The organism is Phenylobacterium sp. Root1290 (genome assembly GCF_001425305.1).
GTDB lineage: Bacteria > Pseudomonadota > Alphaproteobacteria > Caulobacterales > Caulobacteraceae > Phenylobacterium.
In genome coordinates this window covers 510,374-532,821 of sequence record NZ_LMEE01000001.1, presented here as the reverse complement: position 1 = coordinate 532,821, position 22,448 = coordinate 510,374, and the positions used below count along the sequence as shown (strand labels likewise).

Annotated in this window: 22 protein-coding genes and 1 tRNA gene; 7 read left to right on the top strand and 16 right to left on the bottom strand. The window is 67.4% G+C overall.

Annotation, left to right across the window (positions count from 1 at the left end; translation table 11 throughout):
* Window positions 1-5: 5 nt before the first annotated feature.
* From ASC79_RS02575 to eco, 4 genes are all read right to left on the bottom strand, one after another.
* Window positions 6-1,427, bottom strand: a complete 1,422-nt coding sequence (locus ASC79_RS02575) for a basic amino acid/polyamine antiporter (RefSeq protein ID WP_056019229.1) — start codon at window positions 1,425-1,427, stop codon at window positions 6-8.
* A 161-nt stretch (window positions 1,428-1,588) separates the two neighbouring features.
* Window positions 1,589-2,647 (bottom strand): AI-2E family transporter, encoded by a 1,059-nt coding sequence (locus ASC79_RS02570; RefSeq protein ID WP_235528721.1) that lies wholly within the window; start codon window positions 2,645-2,647, stop codon window positions 1,589-1,591.
* A 114-nt stretch (window positions 2,648-2,761) separates the two neighbouring features.
* On the bottom strand, window positions 2,762-3,046 hold the full coding sequence (locus tag ASC79_RS02565) for a hypothetical protein (protein ID WP_056019223.1): 285 nt from the start codon (window positions 3,044-3,046) through the stop codon (window positions 2,762-2,764).
* Window positions 3,043-3,546, bottom strand: a complete 504-nt coding sequence (gene eco / locus ASC79_RS02560) for a serine protease inhibitor ecotin (RefSeq protein ID WP_056019221.1) — start codon at window positions 3,544-3,546, stop codon at window positions 3,043-3,045. The genes ASC79_RS02565 and eco overlap by 4 nt, the downstream gene beginning before the upstream one ends.
* Before the next feature lie 184 nt (window positions 3,547-3,730).
* Here eco and ASC79_RS02555 point away from each other — a divergent pair, with 184 nt between their 5' ends.
* Window positions 3,731-4,192 (top strand): hypothetical protein, encoded by a 462-nt coding sequence (locus tag ASC79_RS02555; protein WP_056019218.1) that lies wholly within the window; start codon window positions 3,731-3,733, stop codon window positions 4,190-4,192.
* Between the two features lie 116 nt (window positions 4,193-4,308).
* Window positions 4,309-6,969: a bifunctional acetate--CoA ligase family protein/GNAT family N-acetyltransferase gene (locus tag ASC79_RS02550; RefSeq protein WP_056019215.1), complete on the top strand. Its 2,661-nt coding sequence runs from the start codon at window positions 4,309-4,311 to the stop codon at window positions 6,967-6,969.
* A gap of 8 nt (window positions 6,970-6,977) precedes the next feature.
* Here ASC79_RS02550 and ASC79_RS02545 read toward each other — a convergent pair whose 3' ends face one another.
* The 6 genes from ASC79_RS02545 to ASC79_RS21250 all read right to left on the bottom strand — a co-directional run bounded on the left by ASC79_RS02545 (window position 6,978) and on the right by ASC79_RS21250 (window position 11,834).
* On the bottom strand, window positions 6,978-7,583 hold the full coding sequence (locus tag ASC79_RS02545; protein WP_056019213.1) for a phosphoribosylglycinamide formyltransferase: 606 nt from the start codon (window positions 7,581-7,583) through the stop codon (window positions 6,978-6,980).
* Entirely contained in the window at window positions 7,580-8,404 is an 825-nt protein-coding gene (locus ASC79_RS02540) for an MBL fold metallo-hydrolase (RefSeq protein WP_056019210.1), read from the bottom strand. The genes ASC79_RS02545 and ASC79_RS02540 overlap by 4 nt, the downstream gene beginning before the upstream one ends.
* Entirely contained in the window at window positions 8,401-9,177 is a 777-nt protein-coding gene (locus tag ASC79_RS02535; RefSeq protein WP_056019207.1) for a TatD family hydrolase, read from the bottom strand. The genes ASC79_RS02540 and ASC79_RS02535 overlap by 4 nt, the downstream gene beginning before the upstream one ends.
* 9 nt (window positions 9,178-9,186) lie before the next feature.
* Entirely contained in the window at window positions 9,187-10,227 is a 1,041-nt protein-coding gene (locus ASC79_RS02530; RefSeq protein ID WP_056019204.1) for a DNA polymerase III subunit delta', read from the bottom strand.
* Window positions 10,178-10,816: a dTMP kinase gene (gene tmk, locus ASC79_RS02525; protein ID WP_056020924.1), complete on the bottom strand. Its 639-nt coding sequence runs from the start codon at window positions 10,814-10,816 to the stop codon at window positions 10,178-10,180. The genes ASC79_RS02530 and tmk overlap by 50 nt, the downstream gene beginning before the upstream one ends.
* A 64-nt stretch (window positions 10,817-10,880) precedes the next feature.
* A complete protein-coding gene (locus ASC79_RS21250; protein ID WP_056019201.1) occupies window positions 10,881-11,834 on the bottom strand; it encodes a septal ring lytic transglycosylase RlpA family protein in 954 nt (317 codons plus the stop codon).
* Between the two features lie 167 nt (window positions 11,835-12,001).
* Between ASC79_RS21250 and ASC79_RS02515 the strand changes: the two genes are divergently transcribed.
* A tRNA-Ser gene (locus ASC79_RS02515) sits at window positions 12,002-12,091 on the top strand.
* Window positions 12,092-12,109: 18 nt separating this feature from the next.
* Here ASC79_RS02515 and ASC79_RS02510 read toward each other — a convergent pair.
* The 5 genes from ASC79_RS02510 to ASC79_RS02490 all read right to left on the bottom strand — a co-directional run bounded on the left by ASC79_RS02510 (window position 12,110) and on the right by ASC79_RS02490 (window position 14,985).
* Window positions 12,110-12,331 carry a hypothetical protein gene (locus tag ASC79_RS02510; RefSeq protein WP_056019198.1) on the bottom strand — a complete coding sequence of 74 codons (222 nt, stop codon included), beginning with the start codon at window positions 12,329-12,331 and terminating at the stop codon, window positions 12,110-12,112.
* 16 nt (window positions 12,332-12,347) lie between these two features.
* Window positions 12,348-12,779 carry an SRPBCC domain-containing protein gene (locus ASC79_RS02505; RefSeq protein WP_056019195.1) on the bottom strand — a complete coding sequence of 144 codons (432 nt, stop codon included), beginning with the start codon at window positions 12,777-12,779 and terminating at the stop codon, window positions 12,348-12,350.
* Complete coding sequence (locus ASC79_RS02500; protein ID WP_056020921.1) at window positions 12,776-13,099, bottom strand: helix-turn-helix transcriptional regulator; 324 nt, start codon at window positions 13,097-13,099, stop codon at window positions 12,776-12,778. Before ASC79_RS02500 ends, ASC79_RS02505 begins: the two co-directional genes overlap by 4 nt.
* 86 nt (window positions 13,100-13,185) lie before the next feature.
* Window positions 13,186-14,082 (bottom strand): retroviral-like aspartic protease family protein, encoded by an 897-nt coding sequence (locus ASC79_RS02495; RefSeq protein ID WP_056019192.1) that lies wholly within the window; start codon window positions 14,080-14,082, stop codon window positions 13,186-13,188.
* Window positions 14,083-14,232: 150 nt separating this feature from the next.
* Window positions 14,233-14,985, bottom strand: a complete 753-nt coding sequence (locus ASC79_RS02490) for a helix-turn-helix transcriptional regulator (protein WP_056019189.1) — start codon at window positions 14,983-14,985, stop codon at window positions 14,233-14,235.
* A 168-nt stretch (window positions 14,986-15,153) separates the two neighbouring features.
* Between ASC79_RS02490 and ASC79_RS02485 the strand changes: the two genes are divergently transcribed.
* The 4 genes from ASC79_RS02485 to ASC79_RS02470 all read left to right on the top strand — a co-directional run bounded on the left by ASC79_RS02485 (window position 15,154) and on the right by ASC79_RS02470 (window position 21,047).
* Complete coding sequence (locus ASC79_RS02485) at window positions 15,154-17,517, top strand: TonB-dependent receptor (protein WP_056019187.1); 2,364 nt, start codon at window positions 15,154-15,156, stop codon at window positions 17,515-17,517.
* 12 nt (window positions 17,518-17,529) lie between these two features.
* Window positions 17,530-18,714, top strand: a complete 1,185-nt coding sequence (locus tag ASC79_RS02480; protein WP_056019184.1) for an acyl-CoA dehydrogenase family protein — start codon at window positions 17,530-17,532, stop codon at window positions 18,712-18,714.
* Window positions 18,715-18,725: 11 nt separating this feature from the next.
* On the top strand, window positions 18,726-20,315 hold the full coding sequence (locus tag ASC79_RS02475) for a fatty acid--CoA ligase (RefSeq protein WP_056019181.1): 1,590 nt from the start codon (window positions 18,726-18,728) through the stop codon (window positions 20,313-20,315).
* Between the two features lie 96 nt (window positions 20,316-20,411).
* Window positions 20,412-21,047 (top strand): helix-turn-helix domain-containing protein, encoded by a 636-nt coding sequence (locus tag ASC79_RS02470; RefSeq protein WP_056019178.1) that lies wholly within the window; start codon window positions 20,412-20,414, stop codon window positions 21,045-21,047.
* Window positions 21,048-21,059: 12 nt separating this feature from the next.
* Here ASC79_RS02470 and hemN read toward each other — a convergent pair whose 3' ends face one another.
* On the bottom strand, window positions 21,060-22,430 hold the full coding sequence (gene hemN / locus ASC79_RS02465) for an oxygen-independent coproporphyrinogen III oxidase (RefSeq protein ID WP_056019174.1): 1,371 nt from the start codon (window positions 22,428-22,430) through the stop codon (window positions 21,060-21,062).
* Window positions 22,431-22,448: the final 18 nt, after the last annotated feature.

Here is a 22,448-nt window from a genome sequence, read left to right as displayed (position 1 = left end):
AGATTTCAGAGGGTGATCTGCCCCGCGATGAGGGCGTAGACGCCGTAGACGGCGCCCGCGATGGCGATGGCCAGCAGCGCCCAGTCGAAGCCGCTGAAGACACGGCGCCCCTGTTCGCGTCGGGCCCAAATGTAGAGCAGCGTGCCGGGGGCGTAGAGCACGGCCGACAGCAGCAGGAACTTCAGTCCGCCGGCGAGGATCATGAAGATCGTATAGAGCGTGGCGATCCCGGCGAAGATCAGGTCACGGTTCCGCTCCTGGGGGCGGAGCTCGTAGGTTGCGCGTCCCCGCGCCAGCTTAAGGCCATACGCGGCCACAAACATGTATGGGATCAATGACATCGCGCTGGTCAGGCTGAGCATCAGCGCGAAGGCGTCGCTGGACCAATAGGTGCTGATGACGAACAGCTGCACGACCGCGTTGGTCATCCACAGCGCTGCGGCCGGCACCTCGTTCCTGTTCTCGGTCGCGAAGACCTTCGGCATGTCCTGGTTCTTGGCGGCGACGAACAGCACCTCGGCCGCGATCAGCGACCAGGCCAGGTAGGCGCCGAGCACGGAGACCACCAAGCCGACGCTGACGAACACCGCGCCCCAGGGTCCGACGACCGTCTCGAGCAGCGCGGCCATCGATGGCTGCCGCATGTCGGCGATCTCGGCGCGGGCCAGCACCGCGTAGGGCAGCATCGTGACCAGCACCATGAGGGCGGTCACGCCGACGAAGCCGATGATCGTCGCCGTCCCGACATCCGAGCGCTTCTTCGCATAGCGGGAGTAGACGCTCGCGCCTTCGATCCCCAGGAAGACGAAGACCGTGACGAGCATGGTCGCGCGCACCTGCTCAAAGAGGCTGGTTTGCGGCATGCCGACCCCGCCCCAGAAGTTCTCGCGGAACATGCCCGCCTTGATCGAGAAGACCAGGACGACGATGAAGACCAGGATCGGGACGATCTTGGCGACCGTGACGATGCTGTTCACGAAGGCCGCGTTCTTCACGCCGCGCAGGATCAGGAAGTGGAACAGCCAGATGCCGACGGACGCGACCACGATCGCCGTGACCGTGTTGCCGTCGCCGAACACTGGGAAGAACGCTCCTAGCGTGGCCTTGATCAGGACCCAGTAGGAGACATTGCCGATGCAGCTGCCGATCCAGTAGCCGAATGCCGACAAAAAGCCCGGATAGTCTCCGAAGCCGGCCTTGGCATAGGCGAACACGCCAGCGTCCAGGTCGGGCTTGCGCTCGGCCAGGGCCTGAAAGACGCGGGCCAGCATATACATGCCGCTGCCGGCGATGATCCAGGTGATCAGGACGCCCACCGGCCCGGACGCCGCGCCGAAGGTCCGCGGAAGCGAGAAGATGCCCGCTCCGACCATCGAGCCGACCACCATCGCGGTCAGCGTCGGCAACGACAGCTTCTGTGATTGCATGGCGGGCCGGCGCTCCCTGGCGCTCCGATAGCGATGGCGGGGGCGCCGCCAATTTCGCCTCGCTCGCAGGGTCGATGTCGGCGCGCCGCGTGCCTATCGGGCGTTAACCTGAATTTCGGTCGAACGGAGGCTTTAGGTCGGCCAAGCTCGCAAGAGGCGCGTCAGGTCAGGTCCCGCCCGAGGCCGTTTTCGCTGGCTTTCGGGAACGGATCGCCGTCGTTCGACATCAGAATGGCCAGCCAGCGCAGGCGTTTTGAGGCAGCGAACTGGTACATCATCGCGAGCGTCAGCGGGATCGCCAGGAAGGCCCCAGGCAACCCCCAGACGATGCTCCAGGCCCCGACAGCAATGAGCCCGGCGCAGGGGTCGATGTTCTGCGTGGTCGCCTGCATCTTCGGAGTGATCAGGTTGCCGACAATGAAGGCGACGGCCTGGATGCCGAGAAAGATCACGATGCTCGGCGTCGCTGTCGGGAACTGGATCAGCGCGAATAGCGCAGGTCCGATGCTGCCGACCGCCACGCCTAGGAACGGGATGTAGGACAGCCAGAAGAGCGCAACCGACCAGAACAGCCAGTGCTCCAATCCGACGGCCAACATGATCGCGGCAGAGACGCCGCCGTTCATCACGCCGGTGATGGTCTGGATCCAGAGGTAGGATTCCACGCCGCGAAACGAGCGGTCCAGCACCTGCGTCGGCCATCGGCCTCGCCGGCCTGCGGCCAGGAGGATTCGTCGCTCGATCATCTCCCACGTGAACAGCAGGAAGATCAGGAAGAGGCCGGTCAGAACGAACCCAGATGTCATGGTTCGCACGCTGCGCAGGCCCCAGGACGCCACCACGCGAAGATCGATGCCGCCGATCAGGGCTGAGACCGTGAGCGGGTCCTCCAGCCCGAACCGCGCGCTGCTTTCGGCCAGCAGCTTGTCGAGGCGTTGTTGCAGCAGCGGAACCTCGCCGCCGAGTTCGGTCAGCCCGGGCATCATGACGACGCCGGCCGCAAACAGCAGTCCGATCATGGCCATGCTGGAACCCACGAGCACGACCTGACGGTTCACCCACGGGAAAAGCGCCATGACCGCGCGGATGAAAGCCTGGATGAGGATGGCCAACACCAAGGCGAATGCAAACGGCCAGAGGATCGACCTGAAGACGTAAAGCAGCGCCACCGCGGCGGCCGTACCAGTCAAGCCGATGGCCGCGCTGTCATCGGGCCGCAATCGACCTCGCATGGCCGGCCTCTCCTTCCCTGAGGCGGGCATGCTGGGTCGAGGAGGTCCACGCCGCAATCGGGCTGCTACCTGAGTAAGGACCCCTGCCCCGTCTTCCGGACGTTACGCGAACCATCCTGACGGCAGCAGCCAGACCATCTCGCACCACAGAACGCTGAGGATGAGGTGGACGCCGACGAAGAGCCATCCGGCCTGTCGCAGCCTTGAGACCGCCACGCAGGACAGCACGATGTCGGCGACGGCATAGATCTGCGGGGGGCTGAAGGGCGCGCGCCAGACCATGACCGTCACAAGCGTCGCCACAACGGCGGCCACGATGATCACCAGGCGGGTGAGCAGCAGGAGCCGCCAATTGAACCTGCGTCGGGCGGTTCCAGCTTGGGTCATCGCGCGGTCACCTCAGGGCCGGCGCGCCAGCTCCGGTAGCGAATCTCGACATCGTTCGGGGCGAAGACCACCAGAGGCAGACGGCTGTTGTAGCGCAGGAGCGGCTCATCGGCGCTACGGACGAACTGTTGGCTGCGGGCGTTCGTCGGGCAGGCCATCATGGTGCTGGCGGGCGGACCGGCGCTGGTGACCACGTAGTAGGTGTAGCCCCAGCCTTCCGCCGTGCGCTCTTCGATCCGGGCCGAGAACATCTGTCGATTGCAGTCGACCCACATGGTGCGGCCCACGACGAGGCCGACCCGCAACGCGTTCTCGTCACGCTCGGCAGGCAGGCGGATGATCCGGCGGACCTGGCCGGGGCCTGCCTGCGGAAACGCCTGCAGTTCGTCGCGGGGAGGTCTCGGCTGGGCCTGGGCCTCTCCGGCGGCCAGCGCCGCGACGAGACTGCAAGCCGATAGCCGCCAGCCAAGCCTCGGCCGAACAGAGCTCGATAGGGCCATGGGCTCTTCCTCCTGGAACGGAGAACAACGCGCCGATGCAGAATGTTGCCGGGAGGGGGCGTGGCCCCAGGGCGGTTCGGGATTCAACCCGATAGCCCCATGCGTCCACCTGCAGTCGAATGGGATGGGGATAACCCGTCACAAGCAACAGGCCGGCCGCAGCCGTCGTGGAGACGCGCCGAACATGACCAGATTTCACTTTCTTTGCATCCCGATCGCCACGTCCGCGGCGCTGCTCAGCGCCTGCACGCCGCAACCCTCGCCCGACACCTACAGCCGCACGGAAACCATGCGGCCGCAAACAGTCGAGGTCGGGACGCTCCAGAACATTCGACCGGTGAACATCCGGCCTGGCGAGACCCGTTTGGGCATGGGAACCGGCGCCGTACTCGGCGGCATCGCCGGCAGTCAGTTGGGCGGCGGGACGGCGGCTAACGTCGCCGGCGGCGTCGCCGGAGCCGTGGCTGGCGGGGCGCTGGGCAGCGCGCTGCAGGGTTCGCAAAGCACGGCTGGCCTGGAGCTGACCGTCCAGTTGGATTCAGGCCGGACGATCGCCATCGTCCAGCCCGGCGGCCCGAACGACTTCCGGGTCGGCGACCGCGTACGGGTTATCGGCAACGGCGAGAACACACGCGTCAGCCGATAGCCGGGACATCGGCGAACAGGTTCGTGCGCAAGCTCACTTGATCCGGATGACGCCACGCGGTGTGCTGGCGCAAGCGGTCAGATTCCCCTGGCCGGTAGCGCAGGCTGAGGCCCGGCATGACAACCCGCAACCTCGACGCGCTCTTCCATCCGAACGCCATCGCCGTCATCGGCGCGAGCAACGCACCAGGATCTGTCGGCCAGGTGCTGTCACGCAACCTGCTTGAAAGCGGGTTCTCGGGTCCCGTCCTGCCGGTGTCGCTAAGCGCGAAAGCGATCCGTTCGTCCATCGCCTATCGCAGCGTAGCCGAATTGCCGCTCACGCCAGACCTGGCGGTGATCGCAACGCCCGCGCCCTCGGTGCCGGGCCTGGTGGCCGAGTTGGCGCAGGCCGGCTGCCGCGCCGCCATCGTGATCAGCGCCGGGGTCGATGCCGACCTCCGCCAGGCGATGCTGGACGCCGCCAAGCCGACCCTCATGCGGATCCTCGGTCCGAACTGCCTTGGCTTCATGTCTCCTCGTCAGGGGATCAACGCCAGCTTCGCGCACCTGTCACCGGCGCCCGGGGGCCTGGCGCTGGTCTCGCAGTCGGGCGCAGTCGCGGCGGCGGCAATCGACTGGGCGCATGCGCGCGGCGTAGGGTTCTCGCACGTGCTGACGATCGGCGACGCCGCCGACATCGATTTCGGCGACCTGCTGGACTACCTAGCGCTGGACTACGACACCCACGGCATCCTGCTCTACGTCGAGAGCATCACCGACGCGCGCAAGTTCATGACCGCCGGCCGGATCGCCTCGCGCGCCAAGCCGGTCGTGGTGGTCAAGGCCGGCCGCAGCGCCGGCGGGATGAAGGCGGCGTTCTCCCACACCGGCGCGCTGGCCGGGGCGGACCTGGTGTACGAAGCCGCATTCCGGCGGGCGGGAATGTTGCGCGTGGGCGGCCTGCGCGAACTGTTCGATGCCGTCTCGACCATCGGCGCCGGGCTGCGCGTCTATGGAGACCGGCTGGCGATCCTCACCAACGGCGGCGGCGCCGGGGTGATGGCGGTCGATGCGCTGGAGGCCCGGGACGGCCGGCTGGCCGAACTGTCGCCGGAGACCCTGGAGAAGCTGGCCGCAACCGCGCCGAAGTACTGGTCGGGCGCCAACCCTGTCGACATCCTGGGCGACACCCACGCCCCGGTCTATGGCCGGGCGCTGGAAGTGCTGCTGGAAGATCGCAACGCTGACGCGGTGCTGGTGATGAACTGTCCGACGGCGGTCGAGGACAGTACGGCGGCCGCGGATGCGGTCGTCGAGGTGCTGAAGGCCAAGCGCTATCATCGCCCGGTGCTCAGCGCCTGGATGGGGCAGACTGCGGTCGCCGAGGGGCGACGACGACTGGCGGCGGCCGGCGTGCCCGCGCATGAGACTCCTGACGAGGCCGTGCGCGCCTTCATGCACCTCGTCGATCACCGCAAGAACCAGGAGGCGCTGATCCGCACTCCTGGCGCGGTCGCCGCGCCGGACAGCGCGTCCGCCAAGGCGGTGATCGCCAAGGCCAGGGCCGACGGCCGGCTCATCCTTACCGATCCAGAAGCCAGGGCTGTCCTGACCGCCTACGGTGTCCCAGCCCTTGAGGGCCGAACCGCGACGACACCAGAGGATGCGGGGCGCGTGGCCGACGAGATCGGCGGGCCCATCGCGCTGAAGATCCTGTCGCCCGATGTGAGCCACAAATCCGAACTGGGCGGCGTGGTGCTCGGCCTCGAAGGCGCGGCGGAGACCTGCGCGGAGGCCCAGGCCATGGTCGCGCGGATCGCCAAGGCCAGGCCGCAGGCGCGGATCGAAGGGTTGATGGTCGAGCCGCTGATCCACCGCCCGGAAGCGCGCGAACTGCTGGTCGGCGTGGCCCAAGATCCGCTGTTTGGTCCCATCGTAATGTTCGGCGCAGGGGGCCTCAGCGTCGAGGTGACCGCCGACCACGTGATCGGCCTGCCGCCGCTCGATGACGTCCTGGCCAGGGACATGATCGGCCGCACGCGGGTCTCACGGCTGTTGCAGGGCTTCCGCGACCACACTCCGGCCGACGTCAATGCGATCGCCGACGTCATCGTCAGGGTCTCGCAGATCGCTGTCGGCGAGCCGGACATCGCCGAACTCGACATCAATCCCCTCCTGGCCGACGGCGACGGAGCGCTGGTGCTGGCGGCGCGTATCCGGCTACGCGAGCTCTCCGAGGCGCTGCCGCGGGTGGCGATTCTCCCCTACCCCGGCGATCTTGAGCGCCAGATCGAAGTGGGCGGCCAGAAGGTCACGTTGCGTGCGATCCGGCCACAGGACGGACCGGCGATCGCCGCCATGGTCGAAGCCAGCAGCGCCGAAGACGTGCGCCTGCGGTTCCGCTCAGGCTTCCGGACGCTGCCGCCGGGCTGGCCCGAGCGGCTCTCGCAGATCGACTACGATCGGGAAATGGCCTTGGTCGTCGACGACGGCGAGAAGATCCTCGGCGTCTCGCGCCTGGCTGGGGACCCGCATGGCGCGACCGCCGAGTTCGCGCTCATGGTCCGCACCGACCAGCAGCATCAAGGCTTGGGCCGCCTACTGCTTGGCGAGATCCTCAATTATGCGGCCGCCAAGGGGCTGGCTGAAGTCTGGGGAGATGTCGCGCGGGAAAACGCGCCCATGCTCGCCACGGCCAAGGCCTTCGGCTTCGAACGACGCGTGGCCGACGACTTCAGCCGCGTCAAGATCGTCAAGACGCTCAGGCCTCAGCCCGTACCCAATCCTAGCACCTAGGATGCGCTTCAGTCTGGGAGTTTGAGTTCGCCGGTCGCTATGCGGGCCAGGGTCTCGATGAAGAATCCCGGCTCCATGGCCCCGACGCGGGCCTCCAACTGCTCGGCCGTGTCGCCGGCCAGGACCGGAACGGTGCGGCGCTCGATGACCGGGCCATGGTCATAGATCTCGTCGACCGCGTGGATGGTGGCGCCGCTCTCGGTGACGCCCGCCGCGAGGACGGCCTCGTGGACACGGCGCCCGTACATTCCCTCGCCCCCGAACTCCGGCAGCAGGCCCGGGTGGATGTTGAGAACCCGGTTGCGGTAGCGCTCCAGGGTCTGAGGCCCGAGCCGGCGCAGGTAGCCCGAGAGGATCACCAACTCGACGCCAGCACCCTCCAGCGCCTCGCACAGGGTGCGGTCCGCAGCATCCGGATCGGCCTGGGTCGGAATGACCAAGGTCGGCACCCCATGGCCGGCGGCGAACTCTAGGGCGGTGGCCTTGCGGTTGTTGCTGACGACGAGCCGCGGATCCGCGGCCAAGGCGCCCGAGCCTGCGGCCTGGATGATGGCGCGCATGCTGGTGCCGTTCTTCGAGGCCAAGAAGCCAAGCTTAAGCGGCGGAGACATCATGAAAAATCGCCACTCAGTTCATGTTCGAAGCGCATGCCGTCATAGGCCGGCTCGACGCCGTCAGGCAGTCGGGCGGCGAGCTCGGCGTAGTCCAGATCGATATGCATGTTGGTCAGGATGGCGCGGCGCGGCTTCACGCGCGCAATCCATCCCAGCGCCAGATCGACATGCGCGTGGGTCGGGTGAGGCCGCCAGCGCAGCGCGTCCAGGATCCAGACGTCCAGGTCGGCCAGCGCCTCGAAGGCCGCATCGTCCAACCCGACTACATCGCTAGAATACGCAACATTCCCAAAGCGATATCCGACAGACCTCACACCGCCATGATCCTGATCGAAGGTCATCACGGGGATGGAACCCGAAGGCCCATCGACCTGCCAGGACTGGCTATGAGGCGGGATCGGCGTGATGTCGCCGATGGCGGGATATCCGTTCTCGCCCTGGAACACGTAGCCGAAACGGCGCTGCATGGTCTCGGCGGTGGCCAGGTCCATGTAGCAAGGGATGCGCGCCCGCTGGCGGATGAAGAAGGCGCGGATGTCGTCGATGCCATGCGTCTGATCGGCATGGTCGTGCGTCAGCAGCACTGCATCGAGCCGTTTGGCGCCGGCCTGCGAGGTCTGCCAGACGAGATCGGGCGAGGTGTCGACGATCAGGGTGGTGTCGTTTTCCGGCCCCTGCCCCAGCCGGCGCGCCAGCAGCGAGCAGCGGCGGCGACGGTTCCTGGGATCGGCCGGGTCGCACGCGCCCCAGTCGCCGTCGGCCCGAGGCACGCCGCCTGAGGACCCGCAGCCGAGGATCGTGAACTCCAGCCGCCCGCTCATGGTCGCGGGATCCGATCGAAGAGTGCGAAGAACGCGTCCTCGGTCCGCTGCTCGGCCTCGTGCTTCGACCAGCCGCGGATTTCGGCCAGCTTGGCCAGCACGTCGGGCAGATAGGCCGGTTCGTTGCGTCGTCCCCGATGCGGAACGGGCGCGAGGTAGGGGCAGTCGGTCTCGACGATGATCCGGTCCGCCGGCATTTCGCGGACGAGCGCCCGCACGTCCTCAGCGCCCTTGAACGTCGCGATCCCCGACACCGAGAACCAGGCGCCCAGTGCGGCAGCCCGCGCCGCGAGCTCGGGCCCCGAGGTATAGCAGTGCATCAGCATCTTGAACGGGCCGGCGGCGTACTCCTCTTCGAGGATATCGCCCATCAGATCGTCAGCCTCGCGCGTGTGCACGACCAGCGGCAGGCCGGTCTGGCGCGCGGCGATGGCGTGTTGGCGGAACACCTTGGCCTGGATGTCGCGCGGGCTGAGGTCATAGTGAAAATCGAGCCCGGTCTCGCCGATGCCGACCACGCGCGGGTCGGCGGCGATCGCCACCAGCTCGGCCGCCGAGAGATCGGGGTTTTCCTTGGCCTCGTGCGGATGGGTCCCGACCGTGCACCAGATATCAGGATGCTCCGCGAGCGCCCGGACGGCGGCGAAGCCAGAAACCTTGTCGCTGATGTTGACCATCAGGCCGATGCCCGCCGCGCGAGCGCGGGCGATCACCTCGTCACGGTCTTCGTCGAACTGGTGCGCGTGCAGGTTTACGTGGCTGTCGATCAGCATTCGGAGATTTCAGGCGCGCGCAGCGGCGCGCAGTTCATTGAGAGCCGTGAAGAACGCATCCGCACGGTCGAGATTGATGGCCTCGACCTCCCGCGGAAGGCGCTGCAGCGTCTCCCATGCTCCGGCCCAGCGATCAAGCCCGCCATAGCCCTCGGCGGCCATGCGCATGGTGTGGCCGTGCACCCGCTCGGCCAGGCGCTCAAGCAGCAAGTTGAACTGCGCTGCGCCCTCCCCGCCCTTGAACTTGTCGGCAAGCGACAACGCCAGAGCGTCGTCGATCGTGGGCAGCGACTGGAGGATCTCCTTGGCCGCGTCGTCGATGGCGACGGCCCCAGCCAGTGCGAGGGCAAGTGCCTTGCCAGGCGCGCCCTTCGACATCCGCGACAGCCGGATCGCCTCTTCCGGATTGGCCGTGGTGCGGGCTTCAACGAACGCCGTGACTTCAGCCTCTGGCAGCGACTGAAAACCGAGCCGCCGGCACCGGGACTTGATCGTCGGCAACAAGCCGCCGGGCGCGTGGGAGACCAGTAGAATCACGCCGCGGGCCGGCGGTTCTTCCAGCGTCTTGAGCACAGCGTTCGCAGCATTGACGTTGAGGTCGTCGGCCGCGTCGATGATCGCCACGCGATGGGGCGCCGAGGCCGGCGACTTGGCGAAGAAGTCCGACAGCTTCCGAGCCTCGTCGACCGGGATCGACTTGCGGACCTTGCCGTCCTCGCCGATCCGCTCCAGCACCATGATGTCGGGGTGTGAGCGGGCGATGATCTGGCGGCTGACCGGATGGTCCGGCGACGCGCCCAGTATGCCGTAGGCCGAGTTGCCCGGCGCGCCCAGCAGCCGGCGCGCCGCGCGATAGGCGAAGGTCGCCTTGCCGACCCCTTCCGGGCCGGTCAGCAGCCAGGCGTGATGCAGACGACCGCGGCCACGGGCGTCTTCGAAGGCAGCTTCGGCCGCCTCGTGGCCTTTGAGGTCAAAGACCTCGCGCGGATGGCGCGCAGCGTCAGCCAAGCCGGTGCTCCACCGCCTGCCAGACCTGGGCCTCGACCTCATCCATGCCGGCCGCGGCGTCGATCAGGGCGCAGCGCTCAGGTTCGGCGGCGGCGATGTGGCGAAAGGCGCTGCGTAGCCGTTCGTGGAAGGCCAGGCCCTTGGACTCGAACCGTGTCTCGGCGTGGCCGTCGGCCTTGGCGAAGGCTTCGGCGCGCGCTAGGCCGACATCGACCGGCAGATCGAACACCAGCGTCAGGTCAGGCTGCACATCGGCCAGGACGAAGGCCTCCAGCGCCGAGATGAAGGCGGGATCGACGCCGCCGGCGCCGCCCTGATAGGCGCGGGTGGAGTCGGCGAACCTGTCGCAGACCACCCAGGCCCCTCGCTCCAGGGCAGGCAGGATCGTCCGCTCGATATGGTCGCGCCGCGCGCCGTACATCAGGAGCGTCTCGGTCGTCGGACTCCAGCGGTCGGCGTCGCCCTTCAGCACCAGGTTACGGATGGCTTCGGCGCCAGGCGAGCCGCCTGGCTCGCGCGTGGCCACGACCTCACGGCCGCCAGCTTGCAGGCGCGCGACCAGGCGCCGGACCTGCGTCGACTTGCCCGCGCCCTCGCCGCCTTCGAAAGTGATGAACCGCCCGCGCGTCACGCCGGCCAAAATGGCCGGTTCGGCCCGTTTGTCCAGCGCTCAACCGCAGCTTGGCCGACTTGCCTCAGGCGCCGGGACGAACCACGCGCGCCTCGGAGAACCCATAGGCTGCGACCCGGTCGCGCAGCGCCCAGGCCTCACCCTCGTCGGCCGTGCCATCGACCATGACGCGGTAGAGCGTCACGCCGTCGGCCCGCTGGAAGGGTTCGACCTTCGCGATGACCGCCGAGCCGAGCTGGGTCACCACGCGCTGAGCGTTGGCGGGGTCGGAAAACGCCCCGGCCTGAACCCGATAGACGAGGCCCCCTGCCGTCGCAGCCGGCAAGGGCGCCGACGTCGCGGGCGCGAGCGGCGCCAGAGGTTGGGAGGCCACGGGCGTCTCCACCGGGCCCGTCTGAATTCCCGAATAGGGGGTCGGTCCGGGGGGCAGTTGCTCGGACGGCGTCAGGCCCGGCGTGTAGGCCGAGTAGCGCAGTCCCGCATCGGGCGCGCCCAGCGGCGCCGGACCGACATAGCGGACCCGCACGCGCGCATGGCCTTGCTGTTCGAACCCGAGCTGGCGCGCGGCCTCCTGGGAGACATCGATCAACGCATCGCCCTTGAACGGGCCTCGGTCGTTGATGCGCACCTGGACGGTGCGGTTGTTATCAAGATTGGTGACCTCGACGATCGAGGGCAACGGCAGCGTGGTGTGGGCGCCCGACAGCGCGTAGCGGTCGAACACCTCGCCGTTGGCCGTGGTCTTCAGGTGATGGGATTGGCCATACCAGGTGGCCCGCCCCTCCTGATCGTAGTTCGGCTCTTCCTTGGGAGCGTACCAGACCCCGCCGACCTCGTATGGCGAGCCGACCTTGTATCGGCCGCCGGCGCCGTTCGGCAGCTGGCCGGGCGTCGGCCCCGCGACGGGATGCTTGGCGGCATAGCGCGGCTGGGGCGTGGCGCAGGCGGCGAGCGCGGCGGTCCCCATGAGCACGACAATGAAACTGCGGGCCGGCACGCAATAACGGACGCGGGTCATGGCCACGCTCCTTCTGAAGTCTACGCTCCCCAGCGCTTTGTGGTCGCCATCGTGCGGCCCTGAGCCTTGCAGCACGGTTAACGAAACCGGCGATTTCATTAAGGTTGTGCAGATTGCGCCTGGCGGCTGGAGCCCCCGCTCCAGCCCTGCTATAGGCCCCTCCTTCCGGATGGGTGGCCGAGTGGTTTAAGGCAGCGGTCTTGAAAACCGCCGTAGGTGGAAGCCTACCGTGGGTTCGAATCCCACCCCATCCGCCACCGCTTCAGCGCCATCGTTCAGTTGCCCGCGAGGGTTCGAGCCCGTCCCTTGGCGACGTAGGGCAAAACGAACATGTAGAGCCCGCTAAGCAGCATCAGGAAAAGTGGCGGCAGCGGCGCATAGACGATCCACGCCGGGGGCTCGCCCAGGGCCATGGCAGCGAAGTTGGCGACGACCGCAGCGGTAAAGGCGATCGACAGCCAACGGTGCGACTGCCGGATCACGTTGTTCAGTTGCATGAGGTTCCTCCAGGATTCAATCGGCGCGGGCCAGGACCAAGTCCAGCTTCTCGAAGAAGCTATTCCAGCCGGCCTTTGCGCCGCCGAACGCCTGCTTCTGGTTGGGACGGAAGCCGCTCTGCTCCATGCGCAACCGGACACCGCCTTCCGTGGGTTCGAGCGTAAAGGTCACCACGCTCTGAAGGGCGAAAGCCGGGTCCTCGTGGGCGAAATTCCAGGCGTAGGAGAGCGTTCGGTACGGCTCGATCACCAGGACCTCGCAGTCGAGGACTCCGCCCCACTCGCCCCGCAGATTGAAACGGTGGCCGACGACGGGGCTGAAGTCGTTCTTCATCAGCCATTCTTCGATCAGGTGCGGCTGGGTCAGTGCGCGCCAGATCTTCTCCGGCGCATGAGCGAAGTCGCGCTCGACGACGACAGAGCGCGTCTCGATCGATTGGTCGTTCATTGGTCCATCCTGTTGAGCAGGTCTTCGAGATCGTCGAAACGATCCTCCCAGAAGCCGGCCATTTCCTTGGTCCAGTCGAGCAGCGGGGTCAGGGCGGCGCGCCGGGCGCTGTAATGGGTCTGGCGTCCCGCCTGACGGTCGCTGACCAACCCCGCCTGCTTCAAAACAGCGAGGTGTTTCGATACGGCCGGCTGAGACACCCCGGCCCGATCCGTCAGCGCCCCGACCGTCTGTTCGCCCTCACGGCACAGGCGCTCGAAGATGCCCCTTCGCGTCGGGTCAGAGAGCGTTCTGAACAGGAGGTCGCGTGTGTCGGCCATCACAATACATAACCAATGGGCTATGGATTGAGCCATAACCCCTCAGTTATGAATTGGTCAAGGGCCCCCGGTCGACTGCGGCGGCGTCAAGCGCCGGGGGCGGCCACCAGGATCAACTCGCGGCCCTTGTAGTCGATGATCGTCCGAAAGCGGCCCAGGTGGTCCATGCCAAGGATCATCCCCGGCTTGTCGGCCAACCCGACCGTCTGGAAGACCGGCAGGTCCGCGATCCGGAAGTCGGGCTTGGCGATCACCGCCCCCGCGACTTCGAGCTTGCGGGCTGTGTGCACGGAGCTTGGCGTGGCGTGGCTGCTGACGCCCTTTAGCGTGCCGCCGGCGCGTAGCCCTTCGCTCTCCGGGTTCAGCCCCAGGAGGGCGGCGGCATGCCAGTTCACGATGGTGGCGCGGGCGCCGGTGTCGACCACGGCGTCGATCGGATAGCCGTCGAGCCAGACCGTCACCCGCGGCGCCAGCGCATCATCCAGGGTGATGGCGGTCCGATGCTCGCGGGCCGAACTCGCCAGGACCGGCTCCTCGTCGTGGATCGCCCACTGACCAGCGGCCATGTCGATGTCGAGGATCGCGTGGGCGAGTACATCCGCGCCAAGGATCCCGTGCACCTGAAGGGCGTCGATCGGTCCCGGCGGCATGTCGAACGCCGTCAGCCCGGAGAACCGCCGTCCCTGGGTCTCGAGCTCCTTGATCGCCACCGTCTCGACGGCGGCCTTGCCTGCCGCCCCGCTCACCTCAAGCCCGCCGCGCTTCTTCAGGGTTACAGGAAGCGCTGCGTGCAGGCTGGGAAGGATGACGGTGCTGCTGGCCGCGGTGTCGATGATGAACCTGTAGGGCCCATGGCCCTCGATCTGGACCTCGGTGACCGGCAGGCCGCTGCTGTGCTCGATCAGCGGGCTCGATGGCGGCGCCGAGCTGGGGGTGAGCGCCGCGGCGGCCGCAAGGGCGAGCGCAAAGATCGCGTGCATCATGTCCGTTCTCCCAATTGCGCGGCGCAACGGCGCGGCAATCCCGCCCTATGCCCGGCCGCGCCGCCACGCCATGCCGCGTCTCCCGCGGAGGACAGCTGTGCGACAGATGCGACGAACGCGGCCAATTGATCGACCAACGCGCGGGGGCGCTCAGGCCCGGCCGGTCACTCGCCTCTCGCCCACATAGCCGAGCACGGACGCGCGGTGCACCGCCTGCGGCCGGCCCGCGACGCCCATCTTGTCAGCGGCGTTGCGCATGTGAAAGCGGACCGTCGGCATCGCGATCTTCACGATCTCCGCGATCTCTGAGTCGGTCTTTCCCTTCGCGGCCCACTTCAGGCACTGGATTTCGCGCCGGGTCAGATGGACCAGGCCGTCCGGCGAAGAGCCGCGATCGTTGTAGGCGGCCATCAGCCGAAGCGAGAGCGTCGACAGCTCGGCTGCGCGCCGCTCGAACACAGGACCAACGTCGAAGATCTGCGGCGAGGCCCAGACGATCGCGCCGATGACGCCGCCCGGCAGATGGGCGGGTGCGACGATGGCGGTTCCGATCTCCACGGTATCAGCGCTCTGCACGACCTCGATAGCCTCCAGCCGCGGTGAGCGACGCCAGGACCCAAAGCGGCCATCCTGAAAGTAGAACGGCTCGGCGGTATAGCGGCAGGCGAAGACGAAGGCCGAACGCAGGGCGAAGCCACGGTCCTTCCAGTACTGCAATCCTGGGTCGAGCCACTGGAACACGGTTTCGGCGAACGGCCGCCCCTGGTGATCGCGCATCGGCTCGGGGTCGCCGATATCGGCGCTGACGGCGATGTATGGCAGGCCAATCTCCACGCCACGGTCGCGCACGTCGAGCGCCAGACGCTCAATGAGATCGAGTTCCTCGCGAACCGCTACGGTCATCGCTCAGCCCCCGTGACGGCCCACCGCCCCTGCGGCGCCTATCACATTCGCTAGCTTGTCCCGCAAAGCCTGTTTCTGCAAGCATTCCCGCCTCGTCGCGAGAAGACGGCGATGTTCAAGAACAGCCGGCCAAAGGCGCCGGCAGCGGGAGGGAAAATGAACCACGCAATGCGAACCGCCTCATGGGCGGTCATCGCGGTCGCCTGTGCGGCTGCTCCGGCCATGGCGCAGGATTCCGGGACCGTCTCCGAACTCGTCGTCACCGCCCAGAAGCGGGAGCAGAACCTGCAGGATGTGCCAGTCGTGGTCACAACCCTTCCGCAGCGGCAACTCCAGGATGCGGGCGTTCGGGACATCAAGGACCTGCAGGTGCTGGCGCCCGGGCTCAGCGTGACCTCGTCGACCAGCGAGGCCCAGACCTCCGCGCGAATCCGCGGCGTCGGCACCATCGGCGACAATCCGGGGCTGGAATCGTCGGTCGGCACGGTCATCGACGGAGTCTACCGCGCCCGCAGCGGCGTCGCGTTCGGCGACCTGGGGGAACTGGAGCGGGTCGAGATCCTCAAGGGCCCGCAAGGCACGCTGTTCGGCAAGAACACTTCGGCCGGCGTCATCAACGTCATCACCAAGGCGCCGTCCTTCGAATTCGAAGCGGCGGGCGAGCTGACGGTGGGAAGCCACGGCGCCGTAGGCGTCGCGGGCAGCGTCACCGGCCCAATCGTCGAAAACCTGATGGCCGGCCGGCTCTACGCCGCCAAACGCGAACGCGACGGGTTCGCCGATGTGCACGTCGGGTCCGGACCGCGCACCCGCACGGACGACACCGACCAGAACTACTACACGATCCGCGGCCAGCTGCTGGTCACCCCGACCGGCAATCTGAACATCAAGCTGCTGGCCGACTATTCGGACCGCGACGAGCATTGCTGCGTGAACTTCGTGACCGTGGCTGGCCCGACCGCGGCCCTCGTCGACGCCCTGGCCGGCGATGAAGGCGTTCAGCGCCCGCCCAATCCCGGCGCGCGGCTGGCCAACGCCAACCGCGACATGGGATCGAAGATCACCGACAAAGGCGTGTCGGCCCAGGTGGACTGGGACATCAACGACGATATCGCCCTGACCTCCATCACGGCCTTCCGCGAATGGCGGGCCGAGAACGGATCGGACATCGATTTCTCCTCGGCGGACATCTGGTATCGGCCCGCGGATGGCTCGAGCTTCAACGAAATCAAGGCGTTTTCGCAGGAAGTTCGACTGGCAGGCGCCACCGAGAGCATCAACTGGCTGATCGGCGCCTTCTATTCGAATGAAGATCTGAAGGCGGCGGCGGCCACGACGTTCGGAACCGCCTATGAGCCCTATTTCGGCCTGCTGCTCTCAGCGGCGACCGGAAGTCCCAACCCGGCGTTCATCTCGCAACTGACCGGCCTGCCGTTCGGGACCAACTTCCCGGCAGGGGCAGGCCCGCGCGACAGCTACGATCACAATTCCAAGGGTTGGGCGCTGTTCACGAACAACAGCTGGAAGGTGACCGAGGCGCTCGAGCTGACTCTGGGCCTGCGCTACTCCGACGACGAGAAGTCGGTTCGCAGCCACTACACCAACTCAGCGCCGGCCAACGCCTGCGCCGCGGCCCTCGTTCGCCCGATCCCGGCGGCCGCCCGCGGGGCGATCTGCGCGCCGCACTCCGATCCGGCGTTCAACAACGTCGTCACCAACCAGGAACAGAGCGAAGGCCGCTGGGGCGGGACGCTCAAGGCCAGCTACCGCTTCAACGAAAGCGTCATGACCTACGTCTCCTACGCCGAGGGCTTCAAGAGCGGCGGCTTCAACCTGGATCGCGCGCGCCTCGCGGCCGGCGTGATCAATCCCGACACCAGCTTCCCGGCCGAGACCGTGGTCAGCTACGAGCTCGGGGTGAAGACCAACACGCCGGACTATAGGGTGCTGGCCAACGCCACGCTGTTCCACCAGACCTACGAGGACTTCCAGCTCAACACCTACACCGGCATCAGCTGGCTGGTGGCCTCGATCCCCGAGGTGATCTCGCGCGGGGTCGACGTCGACCTGATGTGGCGTCCGCCGGTCGAGGGGCTGAGCTTCTCCGGCGGCGTCACCTATGCCGAGACTCAGTTCGGCGACTTTATTCCTCCGGCGGGGATATCCCCTCGCCTGCCCAACACCCGGCTGTCCTATGCACCGCTGTGGTCGGCGGCGGGCACTGTGAACTATGAGCGGCCGGTAGGTGAATCCCTGGAGTTCCGGGCCAGCCTCTCGGCCAAGTACACCTCAGAATACAACACCGGCTCCAATCTCGATCCGCTGAAGTCGCAGCCGGCGCTGACGCTGGTCAACGCCCGGCTGGTGCTGGGGACTGAGGATGAGCGCTGGTCCGCAGAGCTGTGGGCCCAGAACCTGACCGACGAGGACTACAACCAAGTCGTCGTCGACCAGCCGTTGCAAACCGGGACCTTCGCGACTTTCCTGGCGCCGCCGCGGACCTATGGGGTTACGCTGCGCGGTCGCTTCTAGGATCCGCGCCAAGTGAACCTGGACCTTACGGCCGAAGAACTGGGCTTTCGTGACGAGGTGCGCGCCTTCCTAGAGGAGGCGCTCACCCCCGAACTGCGCGAGGCCGGGCGTCGCGCGACCAGCGTCTTCATGGACAAGCGCTACAGCCTGCCCTGGCAGAAGACCCTGCACGCCAGGGGCTGGGCGGCGCCAAGTTGGCCCAAGGCCTACGGCGGACCGGGCTGGAGCGAAATGCAGCGGCACATCTTCGCCGCCGAGTGCGCGCGTGCCGGAGCGCCAAGCCTGGCGCCCATGGGCCTGCGCATGGTCGGCCCGGTGATCATGGGATACGGCACGCCCGAGCAGAAGGCGCACTACCTGCCGCGCATCCTCTCCGGCGAGGACTACTGGTGCCAGGGCTACTCCGAACCGGGGGCCGGCTCGGACCTCGCATCGTTGCAGCTTCGAGCGGTGCGCGATGGCGACGACTATGTGCTGAACGGCTCGAAGCTGTGGACCACGCACGCCCATTGGGCCAACCGGATGTTCTGCCTCGTGCGGACGCTGGCCGACGGCAAGCCGCAGGCGGGGATCACCTTCCTGCTGCTCGACATGCAGAGCCCGGGCGTTCGGGTCCGCCCGATCATCACGCTGGCGGGCGAGCACGAGGTCAACGAGGTCTTCTTCGAGGACGTCCGCGTGCCGGTGTCGGGTCGCATCGGCGACGAGAACCAGGGCTGGACCGTCGCCAAGTACCTGCTGGAGTTCGAGCGCGGCGGAGGCTCGGCGCCCGGCCTGAAGGTCATGCTGGAGCGGCTGCGCAAGGCCGCCCGCGAGGCCGGACTGCTCGATGAAGCCAGTTTCCGCGGCCGGCTGATGGAGACCGAGATCGCCGTCCAAGCCATCGAGGTGTCGGAGCAGCGCATCCTGGCGGCCCTGTCCTCCGGCAAGAACCCGGGCCCGGCGTCCTCGATGCTCAAGACCCAGGGCGGCGAGGCGATGCAGCGGATCGACGAACTGCTGCTGGAGGTCGCCGGGGTCTACGCTGCGCCGGACCAGCCGGCCGCCCGCGAGCCCGGTTCCAACACTCCGCCGATCGGGCCGGATGCGCTGCTCACCGCCATGCCCCGATACCTCAACGATCGCGCCGCCTCGATCTATGGCGGTTCCAACGAGATCCAGCGGGACATCATCGCCCGCCTGGTGCTCGGGCTCTAGGGAGACCGCTCGTGGCTGAAACCTCCGTCGACTTCAACGCCATTCCGACCCTGGCCGAGGCGCCGCGCTTCCATGCGCGCGAACGGCCTGACGCCGTCGCGCTGACCTTCGAGGGGCGCGAGACGACCTACGCGCAGTTCGACGCCGCCAGCAATCAGGCCGCCCAGGCGCTGCTCGCTGAGGGGCTGAAGAAGGGCGACCGCATCGCCTATCTCGGCAAGAACAGCGACCACTATTTCGAGCTGCTGTTCGGCGCCGCCAAGATCGGGGTGATCATCGCCCCGATCGGCTGGCGCCTGGCCCCGCCGGAGGTGGCCTATATCGCCGGCGACGCCCAGGCCAAGATGCTTTTCGTGGGGCCTGAGGTCGTTGAAATCGCCCGTCAGGTGGCGGCCGATCTGCCCAAGATGAAGATCGTGGCCATGGAAGCCGTCGATAGCGCCTGGCCGACCTACGACGCCTGGCGCGACGCTCAGCCCGCGACAGACCCCGCCATCGCCATCGACGAGCGCGACGTGGCTGTCCAGCTCTACACCTCCGGGACGACGGGGCGGCCAAAAGGCGCGATGCTCAGCCATCTCAACATTCTTGGCGGTCGCCGCCGGGCGCAGGAAACGCCCATGGCCTGGAACCAGTGGGCTCCGGAGGACATCAGCCTGGTCGCCATGCCGGTCGGCCACATCGGCGGGACCGGCTGGGGCATCGTCGGCCTGGTCAACGGCGCCAAAGGCGTGGTCGCGCGCGAGTTCGATCCGTTCAAGGTGCTGGACTATATCGAGCACGAGCGCGTCTCGAAGATGTTCATGGTGCCGGCGGCGCTGCAGATCGTGGTGCGCCAGCCGCGGGCGCGGGAGGTCGATTACTCCCGCCTGAAGTACATTCTCTACGGCGCCAGCCCGATCCCGCTCGACCTGCTGCGCGAGTGCATGGAGGTGTTCGGCTGCGGCTTCGTCCAGCAGTACGGCATGACCGAGACCTGCGGGACCATCGTCTACCTGCCGCCCGAAGATCACGACCCAACGGGCAATGCTCGGATGCGAGCCGCGGGCCTGCCGATGCCGGGAGTCGAACTGAAGGTGGTCAATGAGGCCGGGGAAGCCCTGCCGCCAAACACGGTCGGCGAGGTCGCCGTGCGGTCGGTTTCGAACATGGCGGGCTACTGGCGCCTGCCGGAGGCGACGGCCGCCACCGTCGCAGCGGATGGCTGGCTGCGCACCGGCGATGCCGGATACCTGGACGAGGACGGCTATCTCTTCATCCACGACCGGGTGAAGGACATGATCATCTCCGGCGCGGAGAACATCTATCCGGCCGAAGTCGAGAGCGCGGTCTACGGCCACCCGGACGTCGCCGAGGTGGCGGTCATCGGGGTGCCTGACGACAAATGGGGCGAGTCGGTGAAGGCCATCGTCGCGCCCAAGCCAGGGACCAGTCCCGATCCGGACGACATCATCGCCTTCGCCCGGACCCGCATCGCCGGTTTCAAAGCCCCCAAGAGCGTCGACTTTATCGACGCCCTGCCCCGCAACGCCTCGGGCAAGATCCTGCGCCGAGAATTGCGCGAACCCTATTGGGCCGGCCGCACCCGCCGCGTGAACTGACCTCCGTAGGAGTACCTAAGGGCGCCTCCGTAAGGGACGATCCGAAATTTTCCACCTGCCCGCTCCGGCCTAGTCAAAGGTCATCGGGAGTTGGGTATGACTTGCAGCGAAACGATCCTCCGTGACGATCATCACGACCTGATCAGCCGTATCGGCGTACCGATGTCGTTCGCCAAGGACGAGGAAATCTATGGTCAGGGCGAGCGGGCCGACCTGGTCTATCGCATGATCAGCGGCACGGTGCGCACCTCGCGCTTCATGGCCGACGGACGCCGGCCCATCGGCGACTTCTACTATCCCGGAGACGTCTTCGGCCTGGAGACCCGCGGCAGCCACAGCATGGGCGCCGAGGCGCTCAGCGACTGCGTGATCCTGGCCGCCAGCCGCCAGGCGCTGCTCGCGGCCGGCGGCGAGGACGAGCTGAAGGGGCTGATGTGGGAAGCTACGGTGCGCGACCTTGAGAGCGCCCGTGAACACCTGACCCTGCTGGTGCGCAAAAGCGCCAGCGAGCGGGTCGCGAGCTTCCTGCTGGGCCTGGCCCAACGCCGCGGCGAAGCGGCGGTCGAGCTGGCCATGGGCCGCCAGGACATGGCCGACTATCTCGGCCTGACCATCGAGACGGTCTCGCGCATGATCACTCAGTTGCAGTCCTCCGGCGTGGTCGAGTTCGAGAGCTGCCGTCGCTTCAAGGTTCGCGACCGCGAGGCCCTTGAAGACCTCGCCGCCGCCTGATTTTTCATATCTTTACAGCGCCTTGGCGTGACGCCCCTGCTGGGCGTCGAAGTAGGCGTCCACTGCTGCGCAGATCGAGCGGATGACCAGTCGGCCGTGTCCGAGCACTTCGACGCGGCCGCCTTCGCTCTCCACCAGGCCCTCGCGGCGGAACGGCTCCAGCCGCGCCAGGATCATCGCCAGATCGGCGAGCGAACGGTTGTGGCGCAGGCAGATCGCATGCAGATCGACGGCGAAGTCGCACATCAGCCGCTCGATGATCTCGCCCCGGAAACGGTCCTCGTCCGTCACCGCTACGCCGCGGGCGACCGGAAGCTGACCTCGGTCCAGCGCCGCCCGCCAGTCCAGCTCTCTCGTCAGGTTTTGAGCGAAGCCTTGCGGAAAGGCGCCGATCGCCGAGGCGCCCATCCCGATCAGCGTGCGGGCGGCGTCGGTCGTATAGCCCTGGAAGTTGCGCCGCAGGCGGCCCTCCTTGAGCGCCACCGCCAGTTCGTCGTCCGGCAACGCGAAATGGTCGAGGCCGATGCGGACATAACCCTCGGCGATCAGCCGCTCGGCAGCCGATTCGCTCTGATCGAGACGCTCAGTCGGTCCCGGAAGGGCGTCTTCGGCGATCAGCTGCTGATGCGACTTCATCCACGGCACGTGGGCGTAGCCGAACAGCGCCAGCCGCTCTGGGCGCAGGCTAAGCACCGCATCGACGGTCGCCAGGGTGTTGGCGGTCGTCTGGTGCGGCAGCCCGTACATGAGGTCGAAGTTGATCGAGGTCACGCCCGCCTCGCGCAGCCAGCCGACGCAACGGGCGACCTCCTCGATCGTGCCCTTCCGATCCACCGCCGCCTGAACCTGGGGATCGAGGTTCTGCACCCCGAGGCTGGCCCGGCGCAGACCGTGGCGGGCGCAGGCCATGACCCAATCGCGCGTCAGGGCCGGCGGATCGATCTCGGTCGCCACCTCGATGTCCGCGGCGAGGTCGAACACCTCGCGCAGGGCGGCGAAGAGGACGTCCAGTTCCTCGATCGCCAGCATGTTCGGGGTCCCGCCGCCAAAGTGCAAGGCGTTGGCCGGCAGGCGCGAGGGCAACGCCTGACCGAGCAGGCGGATCTCGTCGAGCAGCTTGCCGACATAGGCCGCGATAGGCTCGTGGCGGTTCACCGCGCGGGTGTTGCAGCCGCAGTACCAGCAGAGCCGCGCGCAGAACGGTATGTGCATGTAGAGCGACACCGGGTCGTGCCCGGGAAGCTCGGCCAGCCAGCGACGGTAGGTCTCCTCACCGACATCCGGCGTGAACTGCACGGCGGTGGGGTAGCTGGTGTAGCGCGGCGCGCGTCCATCGAAACGGGCGACGAGGTCGGCAAGCGCCTGGGGGTCTTTGAGCGTCACGGAGCGGCTCCTGTGGTC